Annotated in this window: 19 protein-coding genes; 13 read left to right on the top strand and 6 right to left on the bottom strand. The window is 62.4% G+C overall.

The annotated features are described in order from the left end of the window. Positions 1-13 precede the first annotated feature (13 nt). Together AD670_RS27810 and AD670_RS27805 are read right to left on the bottom strand one after the other, a co-directional pair. The gene (locus AD670_RS27810; protein WP_053139755.1) at positions 14-3,442 is read right to left on the bottom strand and encodes a condensation domain-containing protein; all 3,429 of its coding nucleotides are present in this window, start codon (positions 3,440-3,442) and stop codon (positions 14-16) included. Positions 3,443-3,450: 8 nt separating this feature from the next. Then, entirely contained in the window at positions 3,451-4,425 is a 975-nt protein-coding gene (locus tag AD670_RS27805; protein WP_053139753.1) for a TauD/TfdA family dioxygenase, read from the bottom strand. A 257-nt stretch (positions 4,426-4,682) separates the two neighbouring features. Between AD670_RS27805 and AD670_RS27800 the strand changes: the two genes are divergently transcribed. Together AD670_RS27800 and AD670_RS27795 are read left to right on the top strand one after the other, a co-directional pair. Next, positions 4,683-6,743 (top strand): TonB-dependent receptor, encoded by a 2,061-nt coding sequence (locus tag AD670_RS27800; protein ID WP_053139751.1) that lies wholly within the window; start codon positions 4,683-4,685, stop codon positions 6,741-6,743. A 117-nt stretch (positions 6,744-6,860) separates the two neighbouring features. Then, the gene (locus AD670_RS27795) at positions 6,861-8,279 is read left to right on the top strand and encodes a diaminobutyrate--2-oxoglutarate transaminase (RefSeq protein ID WP_082341058.1); all 1,419 of its coding nucleotides are present in this window, start codon (positions 6,861-6,863) and stop codon (positions 8,277-8,279) included. Between the two features lie 119 nt (positions 8,280-8,398). On the opposite strand, the gene gspJ is transcribed toward AD670_RS27795, so the two are convergent. Together gspJ and gspH are read right to left on the bottom strand one after the other, a co-directional pair. Beyond that, positions 8,399-9,004, bottom strand: coding sequence for a type II secretion system minor pseudopilin GspJ (gene gspJ, locus AD670_RS27790; RefSeq protein ID WP_053139749.1), 606 nt, complete (start codon positions 9,002-9,004; stop codon positions 8,399-8,401). After that, positions 9,001-9,462 carry a type II secretion system minor pseudopilin GspH gene (gene gspH, locus AD670_RS27785; RefSeq protein WP_053139747.1) on the bottom strand — a complete coding sequence of 154 codons (462 nt, stop codon included), beginning with the start codon at positions 9,460-9,462 and terminating at the stop codon, positions 9,001-9,003. The genes gspJ and gspH overlap by 4 nt, the downstream gene beginning before the upstream one ends. A 68-nt stretch (positions 9,463-9,530) precedes the next feature. Here gspH and AD670_RS27780 point away from each other — a divergent pair, with 68 nt between their 5' ends. Continuing rightward, positions 9,531-9,962 carry a type II secretion system protein N gene (locus AD670_RS27780; protein WP_053139745.1) on the top strand — a complete coding sequence of 144 codons (432 nt, stop codon included), beginning with the start codon at positions 9,531-9,533 and terminating at the stop codon, positions 9,960-9,962. Between the two features lie 6 nt (positions 9,963-9,968). Here the strand turns inward: AD670_RS27780 and gspI are convergent, their stop codons facing one another. Next, a complete protein-coding gene (gene gspI / locus AD670_RS27775; RefSeq protein WP_053139743.1) occupies positions 9,969-10,355 on the bottom strand; it encodes a type II secretion system minor pseudopilin GspI in 387 nt (128 codons plus the stop codon). 137 nt (positions 10,356-10,492) lie between these two features. On the opposite strand from gspI, the gene gspG reads away from it, so the two are divergent. Genes gspG through gspF form a run of 7 tightly spaced genes read left to right on the top strand, consistent with a single transcriptional unit; the run spans position 10,493 to position 18,465 of the window. Then, a complete protein-coding gene (gspG, locus tag AD670_RS27770) occupies positions 10,493-10,942 on the top strand; it encodes a type II secretion system major pseudopilin GspG (protein WP_053139740.1) in 450 nt (149 codons plus the stop codon). An 8-nt stretch (positions 10,943-10,950) separates the two neighbouring features. Next, positions 10,951-11,874, top strand: coding sequence for a type II secretion system minor pseudopilin GspK (gene gspK / locus AD670_RS27765; RefSeq protein WP_053139738.1), 924 nt, complete (start codon positions 10,951-10,953; stop codon positions 11,872-11,874). Then, entirely contained in the window at positions 11,871-13,010 is a 1,140-nt protein-coding gene (gspL, locus tag AD670_RS27760) for a type II secretion system protein GspL (RefSeq protein ID WP_053139737.1), read from the top strand. Before gspK ends, gspL begins: the two co-directional genes overlap by 4 nt. Beyond that, entirely contained in the window at positions 13,003-13,512 is a 510-nt protein-coding gene (gene gspM, locus AD670_RS27755; RefSeq protein WP_053139735.1) for a type II secretion system protein GspM, read from the top strand. Before gspL ends, gspM begins: the two co-directional genes overlap by 8 nt. Continuing rightward, entirely contained in the window at positions 13,509-15,839 is a 2,331-nt protein-coding gene (gene gspD, locus AD670_RS27750) for a type II secretion system secretin GspD (protein WP_053139734.1), read from the top strand. Before gspM ends, gspD begins: the two co-directional genes overlap by 4 nt. Next, on the top strand, positions 15,836-17,254 hold the full coding sequence (gene gspE / locus AD670_RS27745) for a type II secretion system ATPase GspE (RefSeq protein ID WP_053139733.1): 1,419 nt from the start codon (positions 15,836-15,838) through the stop codon (positions 17,252-17,254). Before gspD ends, gspE begins: the two co-directional genes overlap by 4 nt. Continuing rightward, positions 17,254-18,465, top strand: coding sequence for a type II secretion system inner membrane protein GspF (gene gspF / locus AD670_RS27740; protein WP_053139732.1), 1,212 nt, complete (start codon positions 17,254-17,256; stop codon positions 18,463-18,465). The genes gspE and gspF overlap by 1 nt, the downstream gene beginning before the upstream one ends. A gap of 54 nt (positions 18,466-18,519) precedes the next feature. On the opposite strand, the gene AD670_RS27735 is transcribed toward gspF, so the two are convergent. After that, positions 18,520-19,662: a polysaccharide lyase family 1 protein gene (locus tag AD670_RS27735; RefSeq protein ID WP_053139730.1), complete on the bottom strand. Its 1,143-nt coding sequence runs from the start codon at positions 19,660-19,662 to the stop codon at positions 18,520-18,522. 252 nt (positions 19,663-19,914) lie between these two features. On the opposite strand from AD670_RS27735, the gene AD670_RS27730 reads away from it, so the two are divergent. The 3 genes from AD670_RS27730 to AD670_RS27720 all read left to right on the top strand — a co-directional run bounded on the left by AD670_RS27730 (position 19,915) and on the right by AD670_RS27720 (position 23,776). Then, on the top strand, positions 19,915-21,177 hold the full coding sequence (locus AD670_RS27730; RefSeq protein WP_053139728.1) for a serine hydrolase: 1,263 nt from the start codon (positions 19,915-19,917) through the stop codon (positions 21,175-21,177). Between the two features lie 117 nt (positions 21,178-21,294). Further along, positions 21,295-22,632 (top strand): alginate export family protein, encoded by a 1,338-nt coding sequence (locus AD670_RS27725; RefSeq protein ID WP_053139726.1) that lies wholly within the window; start codon positions 21,295-21,297, stop codon positions 22,630-22,632. A 40-nt stretch (positions 22,633-22,672) separates the two neighbouring features. Next, positions 22,673-23,776 carry a polyamine ABC transporter substrate-binding protein gene (locus tag AD670_RS27720; RefSeq protein WP_053139724.1) on the top strand — a complete coding sequence of 368 codons (1,104 nt, stop codon included), beginning with the start codon at positions 22,673-22,675 and terminating at the stop codon, positions 23,774-23,776. The last annotated feature ends 10 nt before the right edge of the window (positions 23,777-23,786 follow it).

Here is a 23,786-nt window from a genome sequence, read left to right as displayed (position 1 = left end):
GCATCCAACTCGGTTAAAGGGGCAGGGAGCGACGTTTGGTTTGCATCAACTGGCCGCGACCGGCCTGGGCCTGGGCCTGCTGGCGTTCGCGTTGGAAAGTCTGGTCCCAGTTATTGATGCATTGCGTGATGACCGACAGGGGTTCGTCCAGAAGCGGGCGGGTTTCGTCGAGCAGGCGTGTCCACACATGTTGCAGGCGCAATGCCCGGTCCTGGTCGAAGTACTCGCCGCGATACTTGAGGTTCGCCTCGATACCCGCGCTGCCGTGCACCAGGTCGAGCACCAGATGGAAGTCGCCCGGCGCTTGTGCGACGTCCAGCGCCGACAATTGGGCGCCGGCGATAACGCTCGGCGTCACGCGTGACGGTTGGTAGTTCAACTTGACCTGGAACAGCGGCGAGTGACCCGCGCGGCGTTCCGGCGCGAGTGCCGAGACCACCAGGTCGAAGGGCAGGCCCTGGTGCGCGTAGGCCAGTCGGGCCTGATCGCGAACCCGTGCGAGGAAGCCGGCCAGTGTCAGCTCACCCTGGAGGTCGCACCGCAAGGTCAACTGGTTGACGAAGAAACCGATGACGTCGTGGTGTTCCGCCAATGGGCGACCACTGACGTCGGTGCCCAGCAGGAACTGCGACTGGCCGCCCAATTGCCGGATGACCAGTTGATAGCTGGCCAGCAACAGCATGAACAGGGTCATGCCGTGCTCGCGGGCCAACGTCGCAAGCAGCTGGCACGTGGCCTCGGGCAGGGTGAAATTCACACTGTGCTCACCGTGGCTCTGGCCTGGCCCACCCAGCGCCAGGGTTTGCGGAATGTGCGCCAGATGCTCACGCCAGAAGTCCTGTTGTTCAGCGATCCGCTGCGGGCTCCAGTAGTTGGCTTCCCATCGGGCAAAGTCCAGATATTGCACGGGCAGTTCAGCGCGGGCGCTGCCGGCCAGTTCTGCCAGCAGTATCTGCGCCGAGCGGCCATCGAACGCGATGTGGTGCAGGGTCAGGAGCAGGTCGTGCTGTTGATCACTGCGGCTGAGCAGTTGTGCACGCAATACGGGCCCGGCTTGCAGGTCGAGCGGCGTGGCGTGTTCCCTGGCCAGGCAGGCGTTGAGCGTTTGCAGCGACTGCGGCTCGGCCTGGCTGCGCAGATCGTGCCAGTCCAGCGCGACCGGACTTGCTGGCAGGACCTGCTGCTGCGGTCCGGTGGCGCTCTCGCGATAGACCGTGCGCAACACGCCATGACGTTCGACCAGGGTATTGAGCCGCAGCGCCAGGGTTTCGATGTCCAGTGGACCGTGCAATTTCAGCTGCAGTACCAGGTTGTGTCGGGTGTCGTCCGGGTTCAACTGGCGCAGGAACCACAGTCGGCTTTGGGCGAACGATTGGCGGTGGTTGCTCGATGGCATGTGCGCCGCAGGTGCCTCGCGGGTGGCGCGCGGTTGCTGGAGGAAATGCTGCAGCGCATGTGCCCATTCGGCCAGGGTCTGCTCGCCGAACAGGCTCTGGGTATCGAGGCTCCAGCCAAGGTCCTGTTGCAGGCGGGCGGCGAAGTCCGCCACGCTGATGGAGTCGAGACCCAGCCCGATCAAGCTCGATTCGACCTCCACGGCGATGTAAGGGTTGACCTCGCGCAGGGTCTGTTCAAGCCATTGCCGGCAAGCGGCGTACGCCGATGCGGGCGCCTGGCTCGCCCGTTGTTTGAGTTCGCTGAGGCTTATGGTGTCGACGGGGACGGCACTCTGGCCACCGCTCTGGGCGATGATGCTCAGCGTGCCGGCGGCGAGTTGTTTGCGCGCGCCCTGGCGGGCGATCTTGCCGCTGGTGGTCATCGGGATGGTGCCGGCCTCGACCAGCACGATCTGGTCAATGCCACAGTCGGCGGCTTCGCGCACGGCGTTTTGCAGCGACGCAAACAGCGCCGGATGATGCTGCGGGTCGACGAACTTGCGTTGTGGCTCAGCCACGATTACCAGCTTCTCGCGGCCCAGCAGCGGGTCCATCTGCGAAAACGCGGCGATGCGTCCGGTGCGAATACCCGGCTCGCTGTCGGTAATGGCAAATTCAATGTCGTGGGGATACAGGTTGCGTCCATTGAGGATCAACAGATCCTTCAAGCGTCCGCAGATCACCACCTGGCCCTCATGCATGAAGCCCAGGTCGCCGGAACGCAGGTAATGGCCCGGCTCGCCGACGATTTGCGCGGCGAACGCTTCGCGACTGGCTTCGGGGTTTTTCCAGTAGGCTTCGGCGTTGCTGGGGCCTTGCAGCCACACTTCACCCACCTCGTCGGGCGCGCAGCGTTCAAAGGTCTGCGGATTGGCGATGGCGATGCTGTGCAGCGCCTGGGGGAAACCGCAGGCCACGAACTCCACCGCCGGCGTATCCGCCAGTGCCAGGGCCGCGCGCCCAGTTTCGAGGACGGCTTTGTCCAGGCGCAGTACCACGGGCAAGGCATCGGCCGGTGTGGCACTCACACAGAGCGTGGCTTCAGCCTGCCCATAGCCTGGGCTGATCGCCAGTGGATTGAGGCCGCACGCGGCGAAACGCTGGGCAAATGCGTCCAGCGTGCCCGGATGAATCGGCTCGGCGCCATTGATCGCGTGCTGCCAGGCGCTCAGGTCGAGCTGGGCGATCAGGGTGTCGCTGACCACGCGATTGCACAGGGCATAAGCGAAGTTGGGGGCGAAACTGGCGGTGGCGCGGTATCGGCTTAACGCTTGCAGCCAGGTAGAGGGGGCGTTGACGAAGGTCTGCGACGCCATCAGGTAGCACGGCATGCCGCTGTAGAGTGGGGCGAGCAGGCCGCCGATCAAGCCCATGTCGTGGTACAGCGGCAGCCAGTTGACCATGCCGCCGTGCTCGTCAAAGCCGTAGGCCTGGCGCATCAGCTCGACGTTGGCGATCAGGTTGCGCTGGCGCACCTCAACGCCTTTTGGGGTGCCGGTCGAGCCCGAGGTGTATTGCAGGAACGCCACGCTCGCGCTATCCGTCGGCGGGCGCTGCCATGCACTGGCCGGCGGCGTGCCGAGGTCCTGAACCGTCATGACCTCCACGCGATGCTCGACCAGTTCCAGCAAGCCCTGGCAATGATCGGCGGGCGCGAGGATCAGTGCCGGCGCGGCATCCACCACCACATTGCGCACACGTTCCAGATGTCGAGGCTTGCGCGACGGCGGCGCAAACAGCGGCACGGCGATCAGCCCGGCATACAGGCAGGCGCAAAACGCGCGGGCATAATCGAGGCTGCTCGGCAGCATCAACAGCACGCGGTCGCCTGGCGCATAACGCGATTGCAGCGCCGCCGCGAGCGACTGCGACTGTTCGTGCAATTGGGCAAAGGTCAGGGTTTCGCCGATCTCGACGCCGTCCGGCAGAAAATGCAGGGCAGCACGCTGCGGGAAGTGCAGGGCGTTGGCCTCCAGCACTTCGATCCAGTGATTGAATGAGGACATGGTGGGATTCACGCCATGGCAACGATGACTTTGCGGTCACCGGTGAAAGGATTACGACCGTGTGCGACCAGCCGGTTGTCGAGCATCAGGATGTCGCCGGGCTGCCAGGGGAAGCTGATGGCGGTTTGGCGATACACCTCGCGCACGGTGTCGAGCAACTCGTCGGGAATCGCCGAGCCGTCGCCGAAGTAGACGTGGCGAGGCAGGTTCTCTTCGCCGACGGCGGCAAGCAGGCTGGCGCGCACGCCGGATTCGATCGCCGAGACGTGAAACAGGTGTGCCTGATTGAACCAGACCCACTCACCGGTCTCGGGATGCTGCAGCACGGCGGCGCAACGCTGGCGTGTGCGCAGGTCACCGTCGGCTTTCCATTCCCATTCGATGTCGTTGTCCTGGCAATAGCGCTCCACCTGGGCGCGATCTTCGGTGTTGAACACCTTCTGCCACGGCAGGTCCAGCGCACCGCTGTAATTGCGCACATAAAGCAGCTCGCGACTGGCGAACTGTTCACGGATTTCGGCGGGGATGCGCTGGTAGATCAGGCGGCTGTCGGCAATCGGTGTTTCGCCCCCGGTTTCGCTGGCCTTGATGCAGTGGAACCAGATGTGCGAAGGCCACGGCCGGGTGTAGGCCTGTTCGTTGTGCAATGGGATGAATTGGTGCGCCGGGTACTCGGTGGAGCTGTAGACGCCGGCGAACACCTTGCTGCGCGGCGTGGACCCGAACTCATAGCTGGCCAGCGGCGCGCCGAAACTGGCGGCAAAGCGCTTGAAATCAATCGGAGTGGGGACGCTGAAACCGCGAAACAGAACGCCGCCTGCCGTCGTCAGCGCATGGGGCAGCGCGTCGCGGACCGCCGCATCGAGATGATGAATCGACTGTCCCGGGGTCGCTTGCACCAGCACGGGCAGCGACTGCTCGCCGTCCGTTTCAGCCAGGCAGAAAGACTCGGAACGCCCGCTCAGGTGTTCGATTGAGATCATTCTTTGCACATCCTTTTTATCTTTATTCGTTCAATCGAGCAGCGTGGACGGGCCTTGTAAGCAGGGCAGAGGCTACCGGCGCAGTGCGCGATTGAAATGTATGCGCTCTGTTACATGGCGACATGTTAGTCGTGAATGAGAGCTATTATCAATCTTATTCCTTTAACTTTTTTTTTCGATTAGACTCCGCCACGCTGGGCCGAAAGAGCGTCTGGCCGGTCGAAAAACAACAAATATCTGTCGCATGGGAGCGGGGCGTGAATTTCAAAAAAAATACAATTGCGTTGGCTGTAGGGTCGGCCGTGTGCCTGGCTAACAGCGCGTGGGCTGCCGAACCGTCGAGCGCCATGGAGATCGCTCCGATCACGGTGACAGGTGAAAAGATCAACCGCACCCTTGAGCAGACCCAATCGAGTGTCGTGGTGGTCACCGAGCAGCAACTGCGCGATAAGGCCGATCACAGCCTGGTCGATGTATTCGCTCGCACCCCTGGCGTATATAGCCAGGCCGGCAACGAAAACTGGGGCATTCGTGGTGTGCCGGTTTCCGGTTTCGATGACCAGGGGCCGGCAACCATGAACGGTGCCGTATCGGTGTACGTCGATGGGGCCGTACAGCCTAACCGTGCATTGACCCTGAGCCCGAACCCTTTGTGGGATACGGAACAGGTCGAAGTGTTCCTTGGTCCGCAGTCCACCACCCAGGGGCGCAATTCCCTGGCGGGCGCCGTGGTTATCCAGACCAAGAACCCAACGTTCCAACCCAGCTTCTCTGCACAAACCAACGTGGGCAGCTATGGCGAGAAAGGCTTGGCGGTAGCCGGCGGCGGGGCGATCGTCGAGGACAAGATTGCCGGGCGTATTGCACTGGATCGGCAGGATGGCGACGGCTATATCGATAACGTTGCCCTGGGTAAGGATGCCAACCCGCACCGCACCAGCAATGCACGCGGCAAATTGCTGATCCTGCCTAACGATGATGTCGACGTATTACTGACTTACGCCCACAGCGAACACCGGCAGGGCGACAACTCGGTGATGCGCGTCAACGACAAGGTCCGCTATTACAAGATTTCGTCCGACACCCAGGCGTTCGACAACCTCAAGCAGGACACCGTCAGCGCCAAGGTCGACTATCGCCTGAACGATGCATGGTCCCTGACCAGCATGACGGTCAACACCCAGTCCGACTACAGCAACCGCCTGGACTTCGACCAGACGGCAGACGCCAACGAAGTCATTCTGCGCAGGCAGGACGGCAACCTGTTCAGCCAGGAACTGCGCCTGAACTACGCCTCCGATGATGTCAAAAGTTTTGTGGGCGCCTACTACGGCCACAACACCAACAATTTTCACGACCGGTTGTTATTCGACGATGTGCTGGCGGTGACGGTCAAGGGCGACACGACCATCGAGAACAAGGCGCTTTTCGGTGAGGTCAACTGGACGTTCGCCCCGCGCTGGACACTGGTCACCGGCCTGCGCTACGACCACGAAACCAACGACACCGACATCAAGGAGGACGACCTTTCCGAACCCGCGAAGGTCAACAAGTCGTTTGCCGCCTTGCTGCCGAAACTGGGGATCAACTACGAACTCGCCGCCGGGCAATACCTGGGCTTCATGGTGCAGAAAGGCTATCGCGGCGGCGGCGTGAATGTGCGCTCCGGCACCGGTCACGAAGCGTACGACCCTGAATACACCACCAACTATGAGCTGTCGTACCGCGGCTCATTCCTCGACGACAGCCTGCGCGCCCGTGCCAACCTGTATTACACCGACTGGAAAGACCAGCAGGTCAGCGTGCGGCAAGGCAACAGCAACATCATCAACGTGTACAACGCGGGCCGCAGTGACATCAAGGGCTTGGAAGTCTTTGTCGAGAAAGACCTCAGTGAGCAACTGACGCTGACCGTGGGTGGCGCGATCACCGATGGCAAGTACAAGGATTTCGTCGCAGGCAATGGCGAGGACCGCAGCGGCGAAGCGTTCCTGTATTCGCCCAAGTACAAGATGTCGGTGGGCGGTATTTACCGTTGGAACGATCGCCTGACGTTCAACACGGACGTCACTTACCAGAGCGCAGCACCGTCGGAATACGAGTTTGATTCCGCCGGCAAGGTCAACGGCGAGCGCAGGAGCGACAACTACGTGCTGGCCAACTTCAGCACCGAATACAAAGTCACCAAGAACATTGCCGTATCCGGCTTCCTGAAAAATGCCTTCGACAAGGAATACGTCACCAACAACCGTGGTGGCGACATCATCGACGCCGGCGCGCCACGCACGATGGGTCTGGCGCTGCGCTACGACCTGTAACCCCATGGGCGCGGGGAGGCTGACTCCCCGCGTTCGGTTTCAAGGTTGACGCGGCCCAGGGCATCCGCCGGCAGGCCGCTCCGTTTCCTTCCAAGCCCAGCCTCCCTGGAGGACATCATGAGTGTTTTTCCGAATGCCACAGCAGGTGGTGCGCTACAACTACGCCTGCTGCACACCGGTCTATCGGCGCCTTACTGCCTCGATCCCACGCCGATGCTGGAGCGCCAGCAACAGCAGGAGTCCAACGCCCGCAGTTATCCGCGGCGTATTCCGCTGGTGCTGGAGCGTGCTTACGGCATTTACGTGCAGGACAGTCGCGGGCAGGTGTTCGTCGATTGCCTGGCTGGCGCTGGCACGTTGGCGCTGGGTCACAACCACCCGCTCATTATCGAAGCCATCACCCAGACCATGGCAGCAGGTGTGCCCATGCACACGCTGGACCTGATGACGCCAGTCAAGGATGCCTTCGTACAAGAGATTTTCGGCAGCCTGCCGACAGCATTCGCCCGCAACGCACGCATCCAGTTTTGCGGCCCGAGTGGCGCAGATGCCGTCGAGGCCGCGCTGAAACTGACCCGCACTGCCACCGGTCGTCACTCGGTACTGGCGTTTGAAGGGGCTTATCACGGCATGACCCTGGGGACGCTCGCGATCAGCGGCAACCTGTCGCCGAAAAACGCCCTTGGTGCCCTGATGCCCGGCGTCCAGCGCCTGCCATTCCCGCACGATTACCGCTGCCCGTTCGGTGTCGCCGGAGACCAGGGCGTCACGCTGAATGTGCGTTACCTTGAGCACCTGCTCAATGATCCTGAAAGTGGTGTGACCGCACCCGCCGCGATGATTCTTGAACCCATCCAGGGGGAAGGTGGGGTGATTGCTGCACCTGATCGCTGGCTGCAAGAGTTGCGACGCCTGACCCAGGCTCACGGCATTCCGTTGATTGTCGATGAAATCCAGTGTGGCATTGCCCGCAGTGGCCGGATGTTCGGGTTCGAGCAGTCGGGCATCACGCCAGACGTGATTACCTTGTCCAAAGCCATCGGCGGTGGCCTGCCGTTGTCGGTGATGGTCTACAACGACTCGCTGGATGTGTGGCAGCCGGGCGCTCACGCGGGCACGTTCAGGGGTAACCAACTGGCCATGGCCGCCGGTACGGCGACGTTGCGTTTTATCCGCGAACAAGGCCTGGCAGCCCACGCCGAAACAGTGGGTGCCCACCTGCGCAAGCACTTGCTGGCCCTGCAGAGCGAGTTTGCCTGGGTGGGCGACGTGCGCGGTCGCGGCCTGATGCTCGGCATGGAGATTGTCGATCCGCAAGGCCCGCTCGATGTCCAGGGTCACCCGCCGGTGGACACGGCTCGGGCCAAGGCATTCCAGCAGGCGTGTCTGAAGCACGGCCTGATCGTCGAACTCGGTGGGCGTCACGGGGCGACGGTGCGGTTCCTGCCACCACTGATCATCACAGCAGAGGAAATCGATTTCGTCGCACAAATCCTGTTCCAGGCGGCGACCACGACCAACCAGCCGGCCCATTGATCGCGGGATTGCGGGCGACGAGCTGCAGGGGATTTGGGCTTGGTGTTCGGTCGGCAGACGCTGGGGACACCGCCGCGATAAGACCTTTGGTGCCGAACGCGACGGTGTAATGAAGGCTTTTAGTGCAGGGGGCCCGAGACTTGCCGATAACGTTCTTCGCCCTGCGGCGTCTGGCGGGTCAGGTTGATTTCCAGGCCAAGGGGATCGACTTTGCGGTTGCCGGCGAGCTGGCGCCAGCCCTGGCCCGGTTCCCAGATACGTACCTGCAGGTCACTGATGCCGGACAAGACGGCCAGCGCTTTTTTTGGGGCCGGGAGCGGGTATCGATCACTGGCCGCTGATATGGCGCGGTACAGCGTGTCACCCTCCAGCCACCAGCGCACCCGTTGCAAACCGTTTTCGGGAAGCGCTGCGCTACGAATGATATTCAGCTGAAAATCACGCCTGTCGGCGCTGCGCACGTTGATTGCGGAGAGACCGTCGGGCTGCTCGTCATCGTTAAGGCTTGGCGTTCGCAGTTCGATGCTGGCGCGCAAAGCCAGGTCGCGGTCCAACTGGTTGAGTGTGCGCAACAACGCCTCGGTCTGTTCAGTGCTGGCCTGCAGATGGCTGTCGGCCCGGCTCACGCTGTCGAGGCCGCGCCAGGCAATCAGGCTGACAATGGCCATCAGCATGATCGCCACCATGACCTCAATGAGGGTAAAGCCGTGCTGGTCTGTTTTCATGGTTGGTTCGCCACGCTTATTTGTCCGGTCGCCGTGCGCTCAAGGGTGAGGCGATGCTGGCCATCCGAAAGTTGCAGTTGCAAGGGGGAGGCCAACCATTCGGCAGTCAGTATCACCGTTTGCCTGGGGATTACGCGCACGCTCATCGAGGGGGTTTCCCAGGCACGGGGACGCAGTTGCGGGTCGTTGGTAAAGTGATCCCGGCCCTGGCCCGGCGCGTTGCGCCGACTGAAGCGAAACCCCTTATTGTCGGCCTGCCAAGTGATCGGGCGGCCATCGGCCCGGGCTTCGGCCTGGGCGATTTGCAGCATCTTGACCACGCGGTTGGCGTCCTTGCGCAGCAACTGCAACGGGTCGGGTTTGATGCTCAGGCTGATCGCCGCTGAGGCGATGCCGATGATCACCAGGACCACCATCAACTCGATCAGGGTGAAGCCTTGCTGATTGGCCTTGCTCATGACACAACGCTCCTTCGTCGTGGGTCTCTCCTGTAGACTGCCCGGCAGGACAACAAGGAGGTTTTGTCTTGGTCGCTATATTTCGTTTGACCGCGCCGCGTGTGGTGCAGGCAGTGGCATTGGCCACGGCATTCGCGGGTGTGTTGGTCTGGTCTTCAGTGTTGCTGACGTCGGCCGAGTCCCAGGTGCCGCAGGTCGAGCCGCCGGCTTTGGCCGCTCGCCCGGATACCCCGGCATTACAGTGGTTTTCCAACCAGCCGGCGACGGTGGATATCAAGGTCTCCGGCCTGATGGCGGGCGCGCGCGGGGCGGTGGCGATCCTGAGCCTGAACGAGGGGCCGCCGCGCAGTTTCCTGGTGGGCGAGTCGTTGGCCCAGGGTGTGCGCCTGGCGGCGATCGAGGGCGATGCGGTGGTGATTGAGCGGGGCACCCAGCACACCCGGATTAAGGTCAGCACGCTGCCGGACTCGGTGGTTCTACCGCGACTGACCCAGCCCTGAGCACGCTCACGGTGACGTTTGCTTCGGCGGGTTGAGCAGCGTTTCCACCCGCGCCAGCGGCGGCGCCTCGCGCTTGCGCTCCGACACCTGCACGGTGACGCGCATCAGGCGTCCATCGGCGCTCGGTGCGATGCTCTGCTCGCAGCGCAATTGCAAACGCCCCTGATCACAGTCAAACGCTTTGTGCCCTCTGGGCAGTTGCCCCTCCAGGCGCAGTTCGGCGAGCCTGCTTTGAGCCGACAGCAGCGCCATCGAACGGTCGCGCAGCAACCCATTGCTCTGGGTCATCAAGCCTGCCACGCGGACCGCCGCCGCCATCGCCACGGCAATGATCGCCAAGGCCACGAGCACCTCGATCAACGTAAAACCTTGCTCCTTGCGCGACAGCTCCATGGGTCACTCTTGGCGTAAAAACACGCCGTAGAGTAGCACTCAGAGCGCAGCGGGCAGCGGCCAATTATTTTTGCTATCCAGATAGTTAGTTTTGTTACACTGCGCGCCGAATTAGGATCAAGCCAAGGATGGTGGATATGGATTTCGCGCGCATCAAATATGGGCATCGCGCCCGCCACGCTCAGCAAGGATTCACGCTGATCGAGATCATGGTGGTGGTGGTCATCCTCGGCATTCTGGCGGCGATTGTCGTGCCTAAAGTGCTGGACCGCCCGGACCAGGCCAGGGCGATTGCGGCCAAGCAAGACGTCGCCGGCCTGATGCAGGCGCTCAAGCTTTATCGTCTCGACCATGGCACCTATCCCAACATGAACCAGGGCCTCAAGGTATTGGTCGAGCGCCCGGCAGATGCAAAAAATACCAACTGGCGTTCTTATCTGGAGCGCCTGCCCAACGACCCCTGGGGCCGTCCTTACCATTACCTGAATCCCGGCGCGAACGGCGAAGTCGATATCTTCTCCCTCGGTGCCGATGGCCAGCCTGACGGCGACGGTGTGAATGCCGATATCGGATCCTGGCAGCTCTAAGCGCCGCCATGAAATTCCACTCGCCGACAGTGGCGAAACAGCGCGGCATGGCGATTATCAGCGCCATGCTGATCGCGGCGGTGGTCGCCGTGCTCGCCGCCGGCATGCTCACCCGCCAGAGTGTTTTTACCCGTTCACTTGAGGCCGAACAGGCGCGAGTGCAGGGCAGTGCCTCATTGCTGGGCGGCCTGGAAGTCAGCCGGCGATTGCTCCGGGACGCCCGCGAGCAGGATGTGCTGACGCGGCTTGATCAGCCTTGGGCCCGGCCGATCAGCATCGCTCAGGACGGCGAATTCGAAGGTCGCGTTGAGGACCTGCAAGGCAAGTTCAATCTGCGCAATTTAATCGCCCAGGAGCATGTTGATCTCGGGCAGATGCGCAGCTTTGAGCGGTTGTGCGAAATGATCGGTGTCGAGGCACGCCTGGCGCAGCGCATCAGCCAGCGCGTGATTGCGGCCTACCCACATAGGCCGGTTGCCTCAACAGTGGGACAGCCGCCCCCGCCATTACCCGCCACCCAGCCAATGCTGCGCAGCCTTGATCAGTTAAGCGGTATCGAAGGCGTCAATGAGCAGCTCTTGGCGCGGCTCGATCGCTACGTCAGCATTATTCCGGTCAACACTTGGGTCAACAGCAATACCGCCAGCGCTGAAGTGCTGGCTGCGGTGGTGCCGGGTTTGTCCTTGGCGCAGGCCAAGGCGCTGGTCGCCGAGCGTGATCGCGGCCAGTGGTTTATCAATCGCGGCGACTTCGTTAACCGCGCGCGCTTGCCCAACCTGAACGTGGATCAACTCAACGTCGGGATCACCAGTGAATGGTTTCTGCTCCAAGGTCAGGCCCGCCGCAATCAGCGCCGTGTTCACATGGCTGCGCTGCTGCATCGTCCCGAAGACGCAATGCCCAGGGTCATCTGGTCGAGGTTGGGCGTATGACGCGCCTGCGCCTGGCCTTGCCGCCACTGGAGAACTTGACGTCAGACGCCGAGCTGGAGTTTGCGCAACTGGACCGCAAGGGGCGTGTCAGCCAGACCGGCATCAGCACCCTTGCTCAGTTGGGCCAGCAGGCCAAGTCTCAGGCCGTCGAGTGTTTCCTTCACCCCATGGACACGGTACTCACGCGCATAGAGCTTCCGCCTCTTTCACCCGCCCGTATCGATGCGGCCGTTGCCTGCGCCGCGCAGGCGTTGATCCTGGGGCGCAGCGAGCAGATGCATGTGGCGCACAGCGCCCGGCATGCCGACGGGCAGGTGTATTTGAGTTGGCTGCCCCAGGTTGGACTGGATCGCCTCGGTCAGTTGTTGGGGCAGCACCGGCTGAAACTGAGTGGCCTGTATCCCGCGCCTTACCGGTTAGCCGTGCCACCGGCCGGGCAGGTCAACGCGTGTGTGGTGGCGGGCCAGTTAGTGCTGCGTTTCTCCCGCGAACATGGCGCGGTGGAACCGTTGGTTGAGGCCCGTCTGGAGGCACTCGCCGCCACGGGCGCAACAGTGCTGTGGCCGACGGAGCACCCGCGTTGGGACGGTGCCACCCCAGGCTGGGGCTTGCACGGCGGCCTCGGTAAGCACGCTGCACAGGCGGCAGGGTGGGGGCGGGCGTTGGGTTGTTGTGCGTTGGCCGTGGGCGTCTGGGTAGCCGGACTCAACCTTTACGCCGCCCGCGAGGTTGCGCAGGGCCAGCAGCTCAAGCAGCAGATGAGCCAGCGTGTGAAGCGCGCATTTCCCGAGCTGCCGGTGATTCTCAATCCCCTGCAACAGGCTCGCCAGCAATTGGCGATCCGGCAAGGAGGCGGCCCCGCGCAGGCCAGTCACGACTTTGCTTACCTGGTGCAGCAAACCGCCATTGCGCTGCCGTTCATGGCCGGCAGCGTCCAGCAGTTGACCTTCAGCCAGCGCCAGTTGCAGGTGCAGATGACCGCCGAAGCCACTCCCGCTGCCGACAGCGCTGTGCACGCGGCCTTGAGCCAGGCGGGACTTTCTGCCAACCGTAATGAGCGCATCTGGACGCTGAGCGCGCTGGCCGAACCGACGTCGGCAGAGGGTGATTCCAGCGTGGAAAACGACGATGAATAATCAGATATGGATGCTCTTGAGAGGGCGCTGGAAAGCGTTGGCCCCGCGCGAAAAAGCCATGGTCAGCGGCGCGGCGGTGTTTCTCGCCGGCCTGCTGGTCTGGCTGTCGCTGATCCAGCCGGCGCTCAAGAACATTGACTATTGGCACGCCGAAACCCCGAAATTGCGCGCCCAGAGCCAGGCACTGGCGCTGTTGCTTCGCGAGGTCACCACGCCTGTCGGGCTGGACCTTGAACACTCATTGCGGCAATCCCTCGACGCCGCCGGACTGACGGGGCACTACCGGTTGCAGGCCCAGGATCTGTCCTGGCGACTGACACTGGACGCGGCCCCCGCCGATGCGGTACTCGGCTGGTTATTGAGTGACCCACGGCAATTTTCGCTGGAGGTGGTCGAGGCAAGTCTGCAACGCACAGGCGAAGCCTCGACCGATGACACGGCAGGCACTCTTTCAGGAACCGTCCGTATGGATCAGGTGAACGGCGCTAAGGAAGCATCATGAAGTGGTCAGGTTCCCATTATGGACGTACGGCTGCGCCGTTTCTGTTGCTCGCACTGAGTGCGTGCAGCTCGCAGCCCACAGCGGATGTGCCGCTGGACAGTGAACTCGGGCTGCCCCTCGCCACCACCCAGCGCAGCGGCGATGCACTGGTAGACAGGCAGCGTGCGCAGGTGCAGATCGAACGGCAGGCGCGGCCGTTGCATAAGGTCACCAACCCAGCACGCGCCGGCAGTGCTGGTCACAGCGGCGCGGCGCCGAGTGCGCCACTGGGCAATCAACCGGTCACGCTGAATTTCGTCGAGGCCGACATTCAAGCCGTGGTGCGGGCGTTGTCCCGCGCGACGGGGCAGCAGTTCCTGGTCGACCCGCGCGTCAAGGGTTCCCTCACGCTGGTTTCCGAAGGGCAGGTGCCGGCGCATCAGGCCTACGACATGCTGCTGGCGGCATTGCGCATGCAGGGCTTCAGTGTGGTGGACGTGGGCGGTATCGCGCACGTGGTGCCCGAGGCCGATGCCAAGCTGCTCGGCGGGCCGATCTACAGTGCCGACAAGCCGAGCGGAAACGGCATGCTCACGCGCACCTTCCGCCTGCAATACGAAAACGCGGTGAACCTGATCCCGGTACTGCGGCCCATCGTTTCGCCAAACAACCCGATCAACGCCTATCCGGGCAACAACACCATCGTTGTCACCGACTACGCCGAGAACCTGGCGCGGGTGGCGCAGCTTATCGACGGCATCGATACACCGAGCGCCATCGACACCGACGTGGTGCAGGTTCAAAACGGGATTGCCGTGGATATTGCCGAGATGGTCTCGCAACTGCTGGAGCAGCCAGGCAGTGACCCTACCCAGAAAATCACCGTGGTCGGAGACCCGCGCTCCAACGCGATTGTGATCCGCGCGGGCAGCCCGGAGCGGACCGAGCTGGCGCGCAACTTGATCTACAAGCTCGATAACGCCCAAGCCAACCCAAGCAATTTGCACGTGGTGTACCTGCGCAACGCCCAGGCCGCGAAACTGGCGCAGTCGTTACGCGGGTTGTTCACCGGTGAAAGCGACAGCGGTGGCGGTGACAATGCGCGGTCGGTGCTCAGCGCAATGGGCGCCAATACCTCCGGCAGCCAGACCGGGCAGGGCAGTGGCCAGAGCAGCACCACCAGCGCCAATGAGTCGGCGCAGACGACCAGCAGCTCGAGCAGCCAGCCCGGCGGGCAGTCGAATGAGCAAAACGTTGCCTTCACCGCCGGTGGCGTGACCCTCCAGGCGGACTCGACCACTAACACCTTGCTGATTTCTGCCCCGGAGCCGCTGTACCGCAACCTGCGTGAAGTCATCGATATGCTCGACCAGCGCCGCGCCCAAGTGGTGATTGAAAGCCTCATCGTGGAAGTCGGCGAGGACGATGCCAACGAGTTCGGCGTGCAGTGGCAGAGCGGCGACCTGGCCGGCAAAGGTGTGGTTGGCGGTACTAACCTGGGTGGTGCGGGGTTCAACCTGAATGGCAAGACCAGCGTTGACGTGCTGCCTGGCGGGCTCAGCCTCGGCTTCATCAACGGTACCGTGGATGTGCCCGGCATTGGCAAGGTCATGGACCTCAAGGTGTTGGCCCGCGCGCTTAAAAGCAAAGGCGGCAGCAACGTACTGTCGACGCCGAACCTGCTGACCCTGGACAACGAGGCGGCGAGTATTTTTGTTGGTCAGACTATCCCGTTTGTCAGTGGCAGCTACGTGACCGGTGGCGGCGGTACCAGCAATAACCCCTTCCAGACGGTCACCCGTGAAGAGGTCGGTTTGAAGCTGAATGTGCGGCCACAGATCTCGGAGGGTGGCACGGTCAAACTCGATATTTACCAGGAGGTCAGCAGCATCGATGAGCGTGCGTCCAGCAGCGCAGCGTCGGCCGGTATCGTCACCAACAAGCGCGCGATCGACACCAGTATTTTGCTCGACGACGGGCAGATCATGGTGCTTGGCGGGCTGCTGCAGGACGGTTACAGCCAGAGCAATGAAGCGGTGCCGTGGCTGTCGAGCATTCCAGGGCTGGGCGCGTTGTTTCGCAATGAGCGCCGGGCGGTCACCAAGACCAACCTGATGGTGTTCCTGCGCCCGTATATCATCCGCGACAGTGGTGCCGGGCGCGCGATCACCCTGAATCGGTATGACTACATGCGCCGTGCCCAGGGGCACTCCCAGCCGGAACACAGCTGGGCGATGCCGGATGTACAGGCGCCGCAATTGCCGGCGGTGGAGAAGGCGATTCCGGGCGGGCAGCAGCCGGGGCCGAGGGCGGTCATCCGCGCGGTGCCTGTAGGTGCACGACCATGAGCCTGCTCCCTTACGCCTGGGCCAAATCCCAACGCATCCTCCTGCGCCCCGGCGAGGACGGCATGCTGCTCACCGTCTGCCCCTCAACCCCCGGCTGGTCGATCAGCGAAGTGCAGCGCCAGTTCGGCCAGTCGCGGGTTGAGCAGATACGCGATGACGAACTCGACGGTCTGCTGGCCAGCGCCTACGCCGACACCGGCAGCGCCGCCGCTGTGGTGGGTGCGGCGGAAAACGAGGTCGACCTCGACCGCCTGATGCAGGACATGCCCGAGATCACCGACCTGCTCGACACCCAGGACGGTGCGCCGGTAATCCGCATGATCAACGCCTTGCTCACCCAGGCCGCGCGGGACGAGGCCAGTGATATTCACATTGAGCCGTATGAAACCCACTCCGTGGTGCGTTACCGCGTCGACGGCACCCTGCGTGACGTGGTGTCGCCGCGCAAGGCGCTGCATGGTGCGTTGGTGTCGCGGATCAAGATCATGGCCCAGCTCGACATCGCCGAAAAACGCCTGCCCCAGGACGGGCGTATCGCCCTGCGCGTGGCCGGGCGACCCATCGACATTCGTGTGTCGACCGTGCCCACCGGGCATGGCGAGCGCGTGGTGATGCGCTTGCTCGACAAGCAAGCCGGGCGTTTGCAGCTGGAGACCCTGGGCATGGAGCCGCAGTTGCTGGCGCGCCTCGACACCTTGATCCGCCAGCCCCATGGCATCGTGCTGATCACCGGGCCCACGGGCAGCGGCAAGACCACCAGCCTTTACGCGGCGTTGGCACGGCTGGATGCGAGCACCAGCAATATCCTCACCGTGGAAGACCCGGTGGAATACGACCTGCCGGGCATCAGCCAGATCCAGGTCAACGCCAAGATCGACATGACCTTCGGCCTGGCGCTGCGGGCGATTCTGCGCCAGGATCCGGACATCATCATGATCGGTGAAATCCGCGATCTGGAGACCGCACAAATCGCGGTGCAGGCTTCTCTCACCGGACATTTGGTACTCGCTACATTGCACACCAACGATGCGGTGTCAGCGGTCAACCGCCTGATCGATATGGGCGTCGAACCGTTCCTGTTGGCCTCGTCGTTATTGGGTGTCCTGGCGCAACGCCTCGTGCGCCGCCTGTGCCCGCATTGCAAACAGGAAGACCCGGCCGCGCCCGGCACCTGGCGTCCGGTGGGCTGCGCGCAGTGCAACCAGATCGGCTACAGCGGGCGGACCGGGATCCATGAATTGTTTTGCGTCGACGACGAGGTGCGCAGCCTGATCCACCAGGGCGCCGGCGAGCAGGATCTGCGCGTGGCGGCGCGCCGTGCGGGGATGTTCAGCATGCGTGAAGACGGCGAGCGCTGGGTGCGCAGCGGCGCCACCGCGCCGGAAGAGATCCTGCGCGTGACACGGGACGCCTGATGAATCGCTATCGCTATGAAGCCGCCGATGCCATGGGCAAGATCGAGAGCGGGCACCTGGAAGCCGATAGTCAGCGCGAGGCCTTCGGGATTTTGCGCCGGCGTGGCTTGACCGCCTTGTCGGTGCACCTTGAGCAGCCTACGCCGTCGGGGGCGGGCGCAGGCCTGTTCAGCGCCAAACTGTCGGACAACGACCTGGCCTGGGCCACTCGACAGTTGGCCAGCCTGCTCAGCGCCAGCCTGCCGCTGGAGGCCGCGTTGAGTGCCACGGTGGAGCAGGCCGAGCGCAAGCACATCGTCCAGGCCCTGAGTGCGGTGCGTGCCGATGTTCGCGGCGGCATGCGCCTGGCGGACGCCTTGGCCGCGCGGCCACGGGACTTTCCGGAGATCTACCGTGCGCTGATCGCGGCGGGGGAGGAGTCCGGTGACCTCGCCCAGGTGATGGAGCGGCTGGCCGACTACATCGAAGAACGTAATAACCTGCGCAGCAAAATCCTCACCGCGTTTATCTATCCGGGGGTGGTAGGGCTGGTCTCGATCGCCATCGTGATTTTCCTGCTCAGCTACGTGGTGCCCCAGGTGGTCAGCGCGTTTTCCCAGGCACGCCAGGATCTGCCCGGGCTGACATTGGCGATGCTCAATGCCAGTGATTTCATTCGCGGTTGGGGCTGGCTCTGCTTCAGCGCCCTGGTGGCAGGTTTCTGGGGCTGGCGTATGTTCCTGCGCAACCCGCCGGCGCGCTTGCGTTGGCATCGGCGCGTGCTGCGCCTGCCGCTGATCGGGCGTTTTGTGCTGGGCCTGAATACCGCCCGCTTTGCGTCGACCCTGGCGATTCTCGGCGGCGCCGGGGTGCCGCTGTTACGTGCACTGGAAGCGGCCCGCCAGACCTTGTCCAACGACTGCCTGAGCCAAAGCGTGAGCGACGCCACCGCCAAGGTGCGCGAAGGCGTCAGCCTGGCCACGGCGCTGGCAGTCGAGAAAGTATTTCCACCACTGTTGATCCACCTGATTGCCAGCGGCGAAAAGACCGGCTCGCTGCCGCCGATGCTCGATCGCGCCGCGCAGACACTGTCCCGCGATATCGAGCGCCGGGCGATGGGCATGACCGCACTGCTGGAGCCACTGATGATCGTGGTGATGGGCGCGGTGGTGCTGGTGATTGTGCTGGCGGTGCTGTTGCCGATCATCGAGATCAACCAACTGGTGCAGTAGCAAAAAAGCCCTCGTCACCGAGGGCTTTTCATTTCACGAAGGTGACACCGCAGCTTAGAGCTTACCGGCGCCGGCCTTGGCCTTGACGTCGGCGGCGACCTTGTCGGCGGCCAGCGGGGTGTAGCTGTACGGCGGGGTCCAGCCGATGCTCGAACTCCACGAGCAGCTCAATGCGCTGCCGTTGAGGGTCGAGCCGGTGTCGCGGTAGACGCTGCCACCGTAATCGCCGGCGATCTTGTCGCAACCGCTGATACCGCTGATCTCGAAGGCATTGCGTTCGGAGAAGATCTTCGAGTTCTTGCCCACGCCATGGGCGTATGAGAACGGGTACACCTTATGGCTGGTGCTGCCCACGTGGTAGTTGTTGTACAGGTGCACCTGGCCGAAACGCACCCGCGGCGCGCGGGCAGAGATGTTTTCAAACAGGGTGTTGTGGATGGTGACCTTGAGCTTGCCGTCATCGGTGGTGCGGCTGTCGCTGGAACCGATCAGGTTGTTCTTCTCGTGTGACTTGAACGCCGAGTACGAGATGGTCACGTAGTTGGCGCCATTTTTAACATCCAGCGCGCCGTCGTGATGCTGCTTCGGACGGCCGTTGGCACTGCCGTTCTGGTCATCGGTACGGCGGCCATCGGTGAAGGTCACGTGATCGACCCACACGTTGTTGGCGCCTTCAATGGTCAGGCCGTCGTATTCCGAGTTCCAGTTGCCGGCGCTGCCGTCTGTAGGGTCCCACTTCGGCTCGGGATCCCAAGGGTTTTCGATGGTGATGTTGCGGATGATGACGTCGTTTTCCTTGGCATAGAAGAAACCCTCACGGATCTCGGCATTGCTGGTGGTACCGACGATGGTGGTTTTGCCAGGAATATCCAGGCGACCGCGTACCTTCATATCAGCAGTCGTCGTATAAGCCTTGCCTTCGCTGACATCGATGATGCCGGTGATTTTGATGATACGGCCGTTGGTGCCCACCGAAGCGCTCAGTGCGGTTTTCAGCTCAGCCGCGTTTTTTGCCGTGTAGATATTATTCGCCGCAGCTCGCGAGCCGCCCTTGGTGCCGCCGTTCTGAGTGGCCCAGCCGGTGGTGGCCGAATCCAGCCAGATGTCCGCAGCATGCGCCGGAACGCTGGAAAAAAGCAGGGCACCGATAATGGCACTGGCCAGTTTGGAGGCAGTGAAGGTTGAGGGTTTTGTCATGAGTAATCAGATCCTTGATTAACTTGAGTGTTTAAACGCGCACAGGCATGCGCGTTTCTCGAGCGGACGTCCTTGCCACTGGTGCAGCGAATCGAACGTCCGCTGCATGAGAAATCCTATCATATGGAATTGCGTTGTCGTACAACTCATTTCAAGGTTAACGAGTAAAAAGTTTTATTGACTAAAATAAAATATCGGATAATTATTCCTGTGCATCTGCTCTCATGCAGAGTCATCTTCAGGGTTATCCCGATGAGTCTTAAAACCCCGTCTGTACTGGCGACTCTTTACGTCGAGGCCAATGAATCGTCACCGGCAGCGCGCGTGGCTCCTGTCCTGATGCAGGGCTTCCCGGCCGAGCCGAAACACCGAGTAACGTGGCACAACTGGATGCGCGCGCCCTTCAGCCAGTGGGGGTTCCGTCATCTGGCGCGGCTGCGTCCCACCATTGATGTGGCGGCGGGTTCAAGGCCTGCCACTCAGCTCAAGGAAGCGCCCAAAGCGCTGGACCAACTGTGTTTCGACAGCGAATGCGGGCTGAGCATCAGCGTTATCGAACACCTTGTGGCCAGCCAGACCGATGCCTTTTTGGTGATGCAGGGCGACACGGTGTTGTTCGAGCGCTACTTCAACGGCCAGCGCGTGGATGACCGGCACATCATGTTCTCGGTGACCAAGTCGCTGATCGGCACCCTCGGCGAACAACTGGTTTCCAACGGCCTGCTTAAGCCCGAGCTGCCCGCCGCGTACTACGTGCCTGAGTTGGTGGGCAGTGCGTTTGGTGATGCCACGGTGCGTCAGTTGTTCGACATGGCGGTGGGCATCGACTACAGCGAGGTGTATGACGATCCCCGCTCTGAGAGCTCGCAGTATGGTTATGCCTGCGGCTTTCAACCGGCACCGGCGGAGTACGCCCAGTTCGAGTCGCTGTACCAGTACTTGCCGTCGCTCAAGAAGCGCGGCAGCCACGGTGGTTTTTTCCATTACGTGACGGCAACCACCGAAGTGCTGGCATGGGTCATGGAACGTGCCTCGGGCAAGGCCTGCAGTCAGATGCTGGAAGCGATCTGGGGGCGCTTGGGCTGCGAGCGCGACGGTTATTTCATGGCCGATCCCTGGGGCCGTAACGTTGCCGGGGCGGGCTTCAGTGCCACCTTGAGAGACATGGCGCGCTTCGGTCGCCTGCTCGCCAACGACGGTCGCCAGGACGGCGTTGAGCTGCTGTCGCCCGAGACCGTGGCCCGTATCGCCGCCGGCGCTGATCCGGCGATCTATGCGCAAAATGCCGAGTTCTTCAGCTGGACGCCGGGTGCGTCCTATCGCAGCCAGTGGTACGTGTTCAACGACCACAGCCAAGCCCTGATGGCTGGGGGGATCCACGGCCAATACCTGTTTATCGACAAGCCGTCCGGTGTGGTGATCGTCAAGCAATCGTCGCTCACCGATGCGGTCAGCCCGTTCGATAACGACAGCGTGCGCATGCTGCGCGCGATCGCTGCCCACCTGAGTCGCTGACCCACGCCCAAAAAATAAGAGTCTTGCGTTCTATTCACCTGGCTTGCCCAGGTGTTGGCGGCGCTCTGCGTCGCCATTGACTGCCCTGTAACAACAATAATTCCACAGGAGCTTCTTATGGTTTTCACCAAGCGTTTTTCCCGAGCGCTGTTAGCGTTCGGCTTACCCTTGACCACCCACGTCGCGTTAGCGGGCTACACCTTTGAGGACGGCGATCTCAAGGGTGAAGTCAATCTCACGGCGGGTGGGGCGACGCTGTTTACCCGTGGCGTCAACTTCGGCAGCGGCCAGGTCGATGCGCGTAACGGTAAAAACGGCGGCGCCCGGATCAACTGGCAAGAGGTCTACGTAAAGCCGGGGTTCAAGCTTGAGTATGCGTTGCAACCGGATTTCAGCCTGCTCGCGGGCGGTTCCCTGGTGGCGGCGAGCACCTTCGGCGATGGCGATGCGGGTGGCTTCACCCGCAGCTCCGACGGCAAGGTCGCAGCCGAAGAACTCTACGGCGGTTTTCGCGCCGGCGAGTGGAAGTTCACCGCCGGCCGCCAGAACTACATGATCGGTACGGGGTTCATCGTCATGGACGGTAACCTCGACCAGTACAAGGATGGCGCCTACTGGCTCGGCCCGCGAACCGCGTTCAAGGATTCGGCGATCCTCGCCTGGGACCATGGCGCGCTGAAGTCCCAGGCCTTCACCTTGCGCACCGATGATGACTTGGGCGACTTCCGCATGACCGGCGTCAACCTCGATTACAACCTCGATGACCAGGTGACGCTCGGCGCCATGGCCATGAAGGTCAATGCCCTTGGCCCCCGAGGCAGCACGCTCCCGCGCCGTCGGGACGGCATGCAGGTGTACAACCTGCGGGCGCTCAACGCCAAGGTGCCCGGCGTACAGGCGCTGACGCTGAATGCCGAGTACGCGCTGGAGCGCGGCAGCGGCGAGGGCGTCGACTACGATGCCAACGCCTGGTACGCCCAGGCCGACTACGCCTTCAGCACCGTGCCGCTGACGCCGATTCTCGGCTACCGCTACGCGAGCTTTTCCGGCGACGACAACCTCACCGACAACCGGCAAAAAGCCTGGGACCCACTGAGCAAAGGCTTCGTCGACTGGAGCACCTGGCTGGTCGGGGACGTGGTCGGCAACTACCTGCTGTTCAACAGCAACGAAAACGTCCAGCAGTTCTCCCTCAAGACCCACCTCAACGACACCCTGACCCTCGGCGCGATTCACTACCAGTTCTGGCTGGACGAGAAAAACTACATGGGCGCACCGGTCAGCGATCGGCGCTTTGCTGACGAAAGTGTGGTTTTCCTCGACTGGACACCCACGCCGTCGTTCTATACGTCGCTGTCCTACAACTGGGTCAAGCCACTGGCCGCCGCCAAACAGGTGTTCGGCAACGACCAGATGTTCAGTGCGCTGGAACTGTATTTCACCTACCGCTATTAAGTGCTGCGAGCCATCGCGGCCGCGCTGGAGTGTTTTGATCATGAACAGATTTTTGCGTAACACCGTGCTGGGCACTGTCGCCTCGTTGCTCATCAGTGGTTTTTGCCTGGCTGAAGAACGCACCGTACGGATCTACAACTGGATCGAATACCTGCCACCCGAGGTGCTCAAGAGCTTCCAGGAGGAAACCGGCATTCGCCCGGTTTACGATGTGTTCGACACCGTCGAAACCATGGAGTCCAAGCTGCTGACGGGCAACTCCGGGTATGACGTGGTGTTTCCCGGCTCCGCCAACCTGGGACGCTTGATCACGGCCGGGGCCGTGCAGCCGCTGGATCGCAAGCAGTTGCCAAACTGGCAGCACCTGGACCCGCAATTCATGCAAACCCTGGAAACCGCAGGTGACCCCGGCAATCGCTACGCCGTGCCTTACCTGTGGGGCACCACGCTGATCGGCTACAACGTCGACAAGGTGCGCAAAGCCCTCGGCCCTGACGTGCAGATGAACAGCTGGGACATCATCTTCAAGGAAGAAAACCTCGCCAAGCTCGCCAGTTGTGGCGTGGGTTTCCTCGACGCCGCCAACGAGATCCTGCCGATTGCCTTGCACTACAAGGGCCTCGACCCCAATAGCCAGAAGCGCGAGGACTATGTACAAGCCCAGGCCCTGATGATGAAGATTCGCCCTTACGTCAGTTACTTCAACTCGTCGCGCTACGGCATGGACCTGGCCAACGGTGATATCTGTGTGGGCGTGGGTTGGTCCGGCGGTGTCGCACTGGCCACACGACTGGCAGATGCCGCCGGCAAGGGCGTCAAGGTCGAGATGGCACTGCCCAAGGAAGGCGCGCCGATGTGGTCGGACGTGATGACGATCCCGGCCAAGGCACCCGATCTGGCGGAGGCCCATGCGTTCATCAATTACATCCTGCGCCCGGACGTGATTGCGCGCATCAGCAACAAGATCGGCTACCCCAACCCGAACAAGGACGCCACTGCGCTGGTGGACGCCAGCATCCGCAACGACCCGAACATGTATGTGCCGGACGAAGCGCGCAAGACCCTGTTCGCCCTGGAGCCGATCCCGGCTGCTGCGGAGCGCATCCGTACCCGCACCTGGACCGCCATCAAGAGCAACCGCTGATCAGTGTGGC

The sequence above is a fragment of the Pseudomonas sp. MIACH genome, from assembly GCF_001269925.1.
GTDB lineage: Bacteria > Pseudomonadota > Gammaproteobacteria > Pseudomonadales > Pseudomonadaceae > Aquipseudomonas.
Note: the sequence above shows the minus strand (reverse complement) of the source record. Positions and strands in the feature narration are given on the sequence as shown.

What these genes read in the sequence shown, in the direction of transcription:
- AD670_RS27810 (WP_053139755.1), bottom strand. Translation starts at nt 3,442, where the DNA reads ATGTCCTCATTCAATCACTGGATCGAAGTGCTGGAGGCCAACGCCCTG.
- AD670_RS27805 (WP_053139753.1), bottom strand. Translation starts at nt 4,425, where the DNA reads ATGATCTCAATCGAACACCTGAGCGGGCGTTCCGAGTCTTTCTGCCTG.
- AD670_RS27795 (WP_082341058.1), top strand. Translation starts at nt 6,861, where the DNA reads ATGAGTGTTTTTCCGAATGCCACAGCAGGTGGTGCGCTACAACTACGC.
- gspJ (WP_053139749.1), bottom strand. Translation starts at nt 9,004, where the DNA reads ATGAAAACAGACCAGCACGGCTTTACCCTCATTGAGGTCATGGTGGCG.
- gspH (WP_053139747.1), bottom strand. Translation starts at nt 9,462, where the DNA reads ATGAGCAAGGCCAATCAGCAAGGCTTCACCCTGATCGAGTTGATGGTG.
- gspI (WP_053139743.1), bottom strand. Translation starts at nt 10,355, where the DNA reads ATGGAGCTGTCGCGCAAGGAGCAAGGTTTTACGTTGATCGAGGTGCTC.
- gspG (WP_053139740.1), top strand. Translation starts at nt 10,493, where the DNA reads ATGGATTTCGCGCGCATCAAATATGGGCATCGCGCCCGCCACGCTCAG.
- gspK (WP_053139738.1), top strand. Translation starts at nt 10,951, where the DNA reads ATGAAATTCCACTCGCCGACAGTGGCGAAACAGCGCGGCATGGCGATT.
- gspL (WP_053139737.1), top strand. Translation starts at nt 11,871, where the DNA reads ATGACGCGCCTGCGCCTGGCCTTGCCGCCACTGGAGAACTTGACGTCA.
- gspM (WP_053139735.1), top strand. Translation starts at nt 13,003, where the DNA reads ATGAATAATCAGATATGGATGCTCTTGAGAGGGCGCTGGAAAGCGTTG.
- gspD (WP_053139734.1), top strand. Translation starts at nt 13,509, where the DNA reads ATGAAGTGGTCAGGTTCCCATTATGGACGTACGGCTGCGCCGTTTCTG.
- gspE (WP_053139733.1), top strand. Translation starts at nt 15,836, where the DNA reads ATGAGCCTGCTCCCTTACGCCTGGGCCAAATCCCAACGCATCCTCCTG.
- gspF (WP_053139732.1), top strand. Translation starts at nt 17,254, where the DNA reads ATGAATCGCTATCGCTATGAAGCCGCCGATGCCATGGGCAAGATCGAG.
- AD670_RS27735 (WP_053139730.1), bottom strand. Translation starts at nt 19,662, where the DNA reads ATGACAAAACCCTCAACCTTCACTGCCTCCAAACTGGCCAGTGCCATT.
- AD670_RS27730 (WP_053139728.1), top strand. Translation starts at nt 19,915, where the DNA reads ATGAGTCTTAAAACCCCGTCTGTACTGGCGACTCTTTACGTCGAGGCC.
- AD670_RS27725 (WP_053139726.1), top strand. Translation starts at nt 21,295, where the DNA reads ATGGTTTTCACCAAGCGTTTTTCCCGAGCGCTGTTAGCGTTCGGCTTA.
- AD670_RS27720 (WP_053139724.1), top strand. Translation starts at nt 22,673, where the DNA reads ATGAACAGATTTTTGCGTAACACCGTGCTGGGCACTGTCGCCTCGTTG.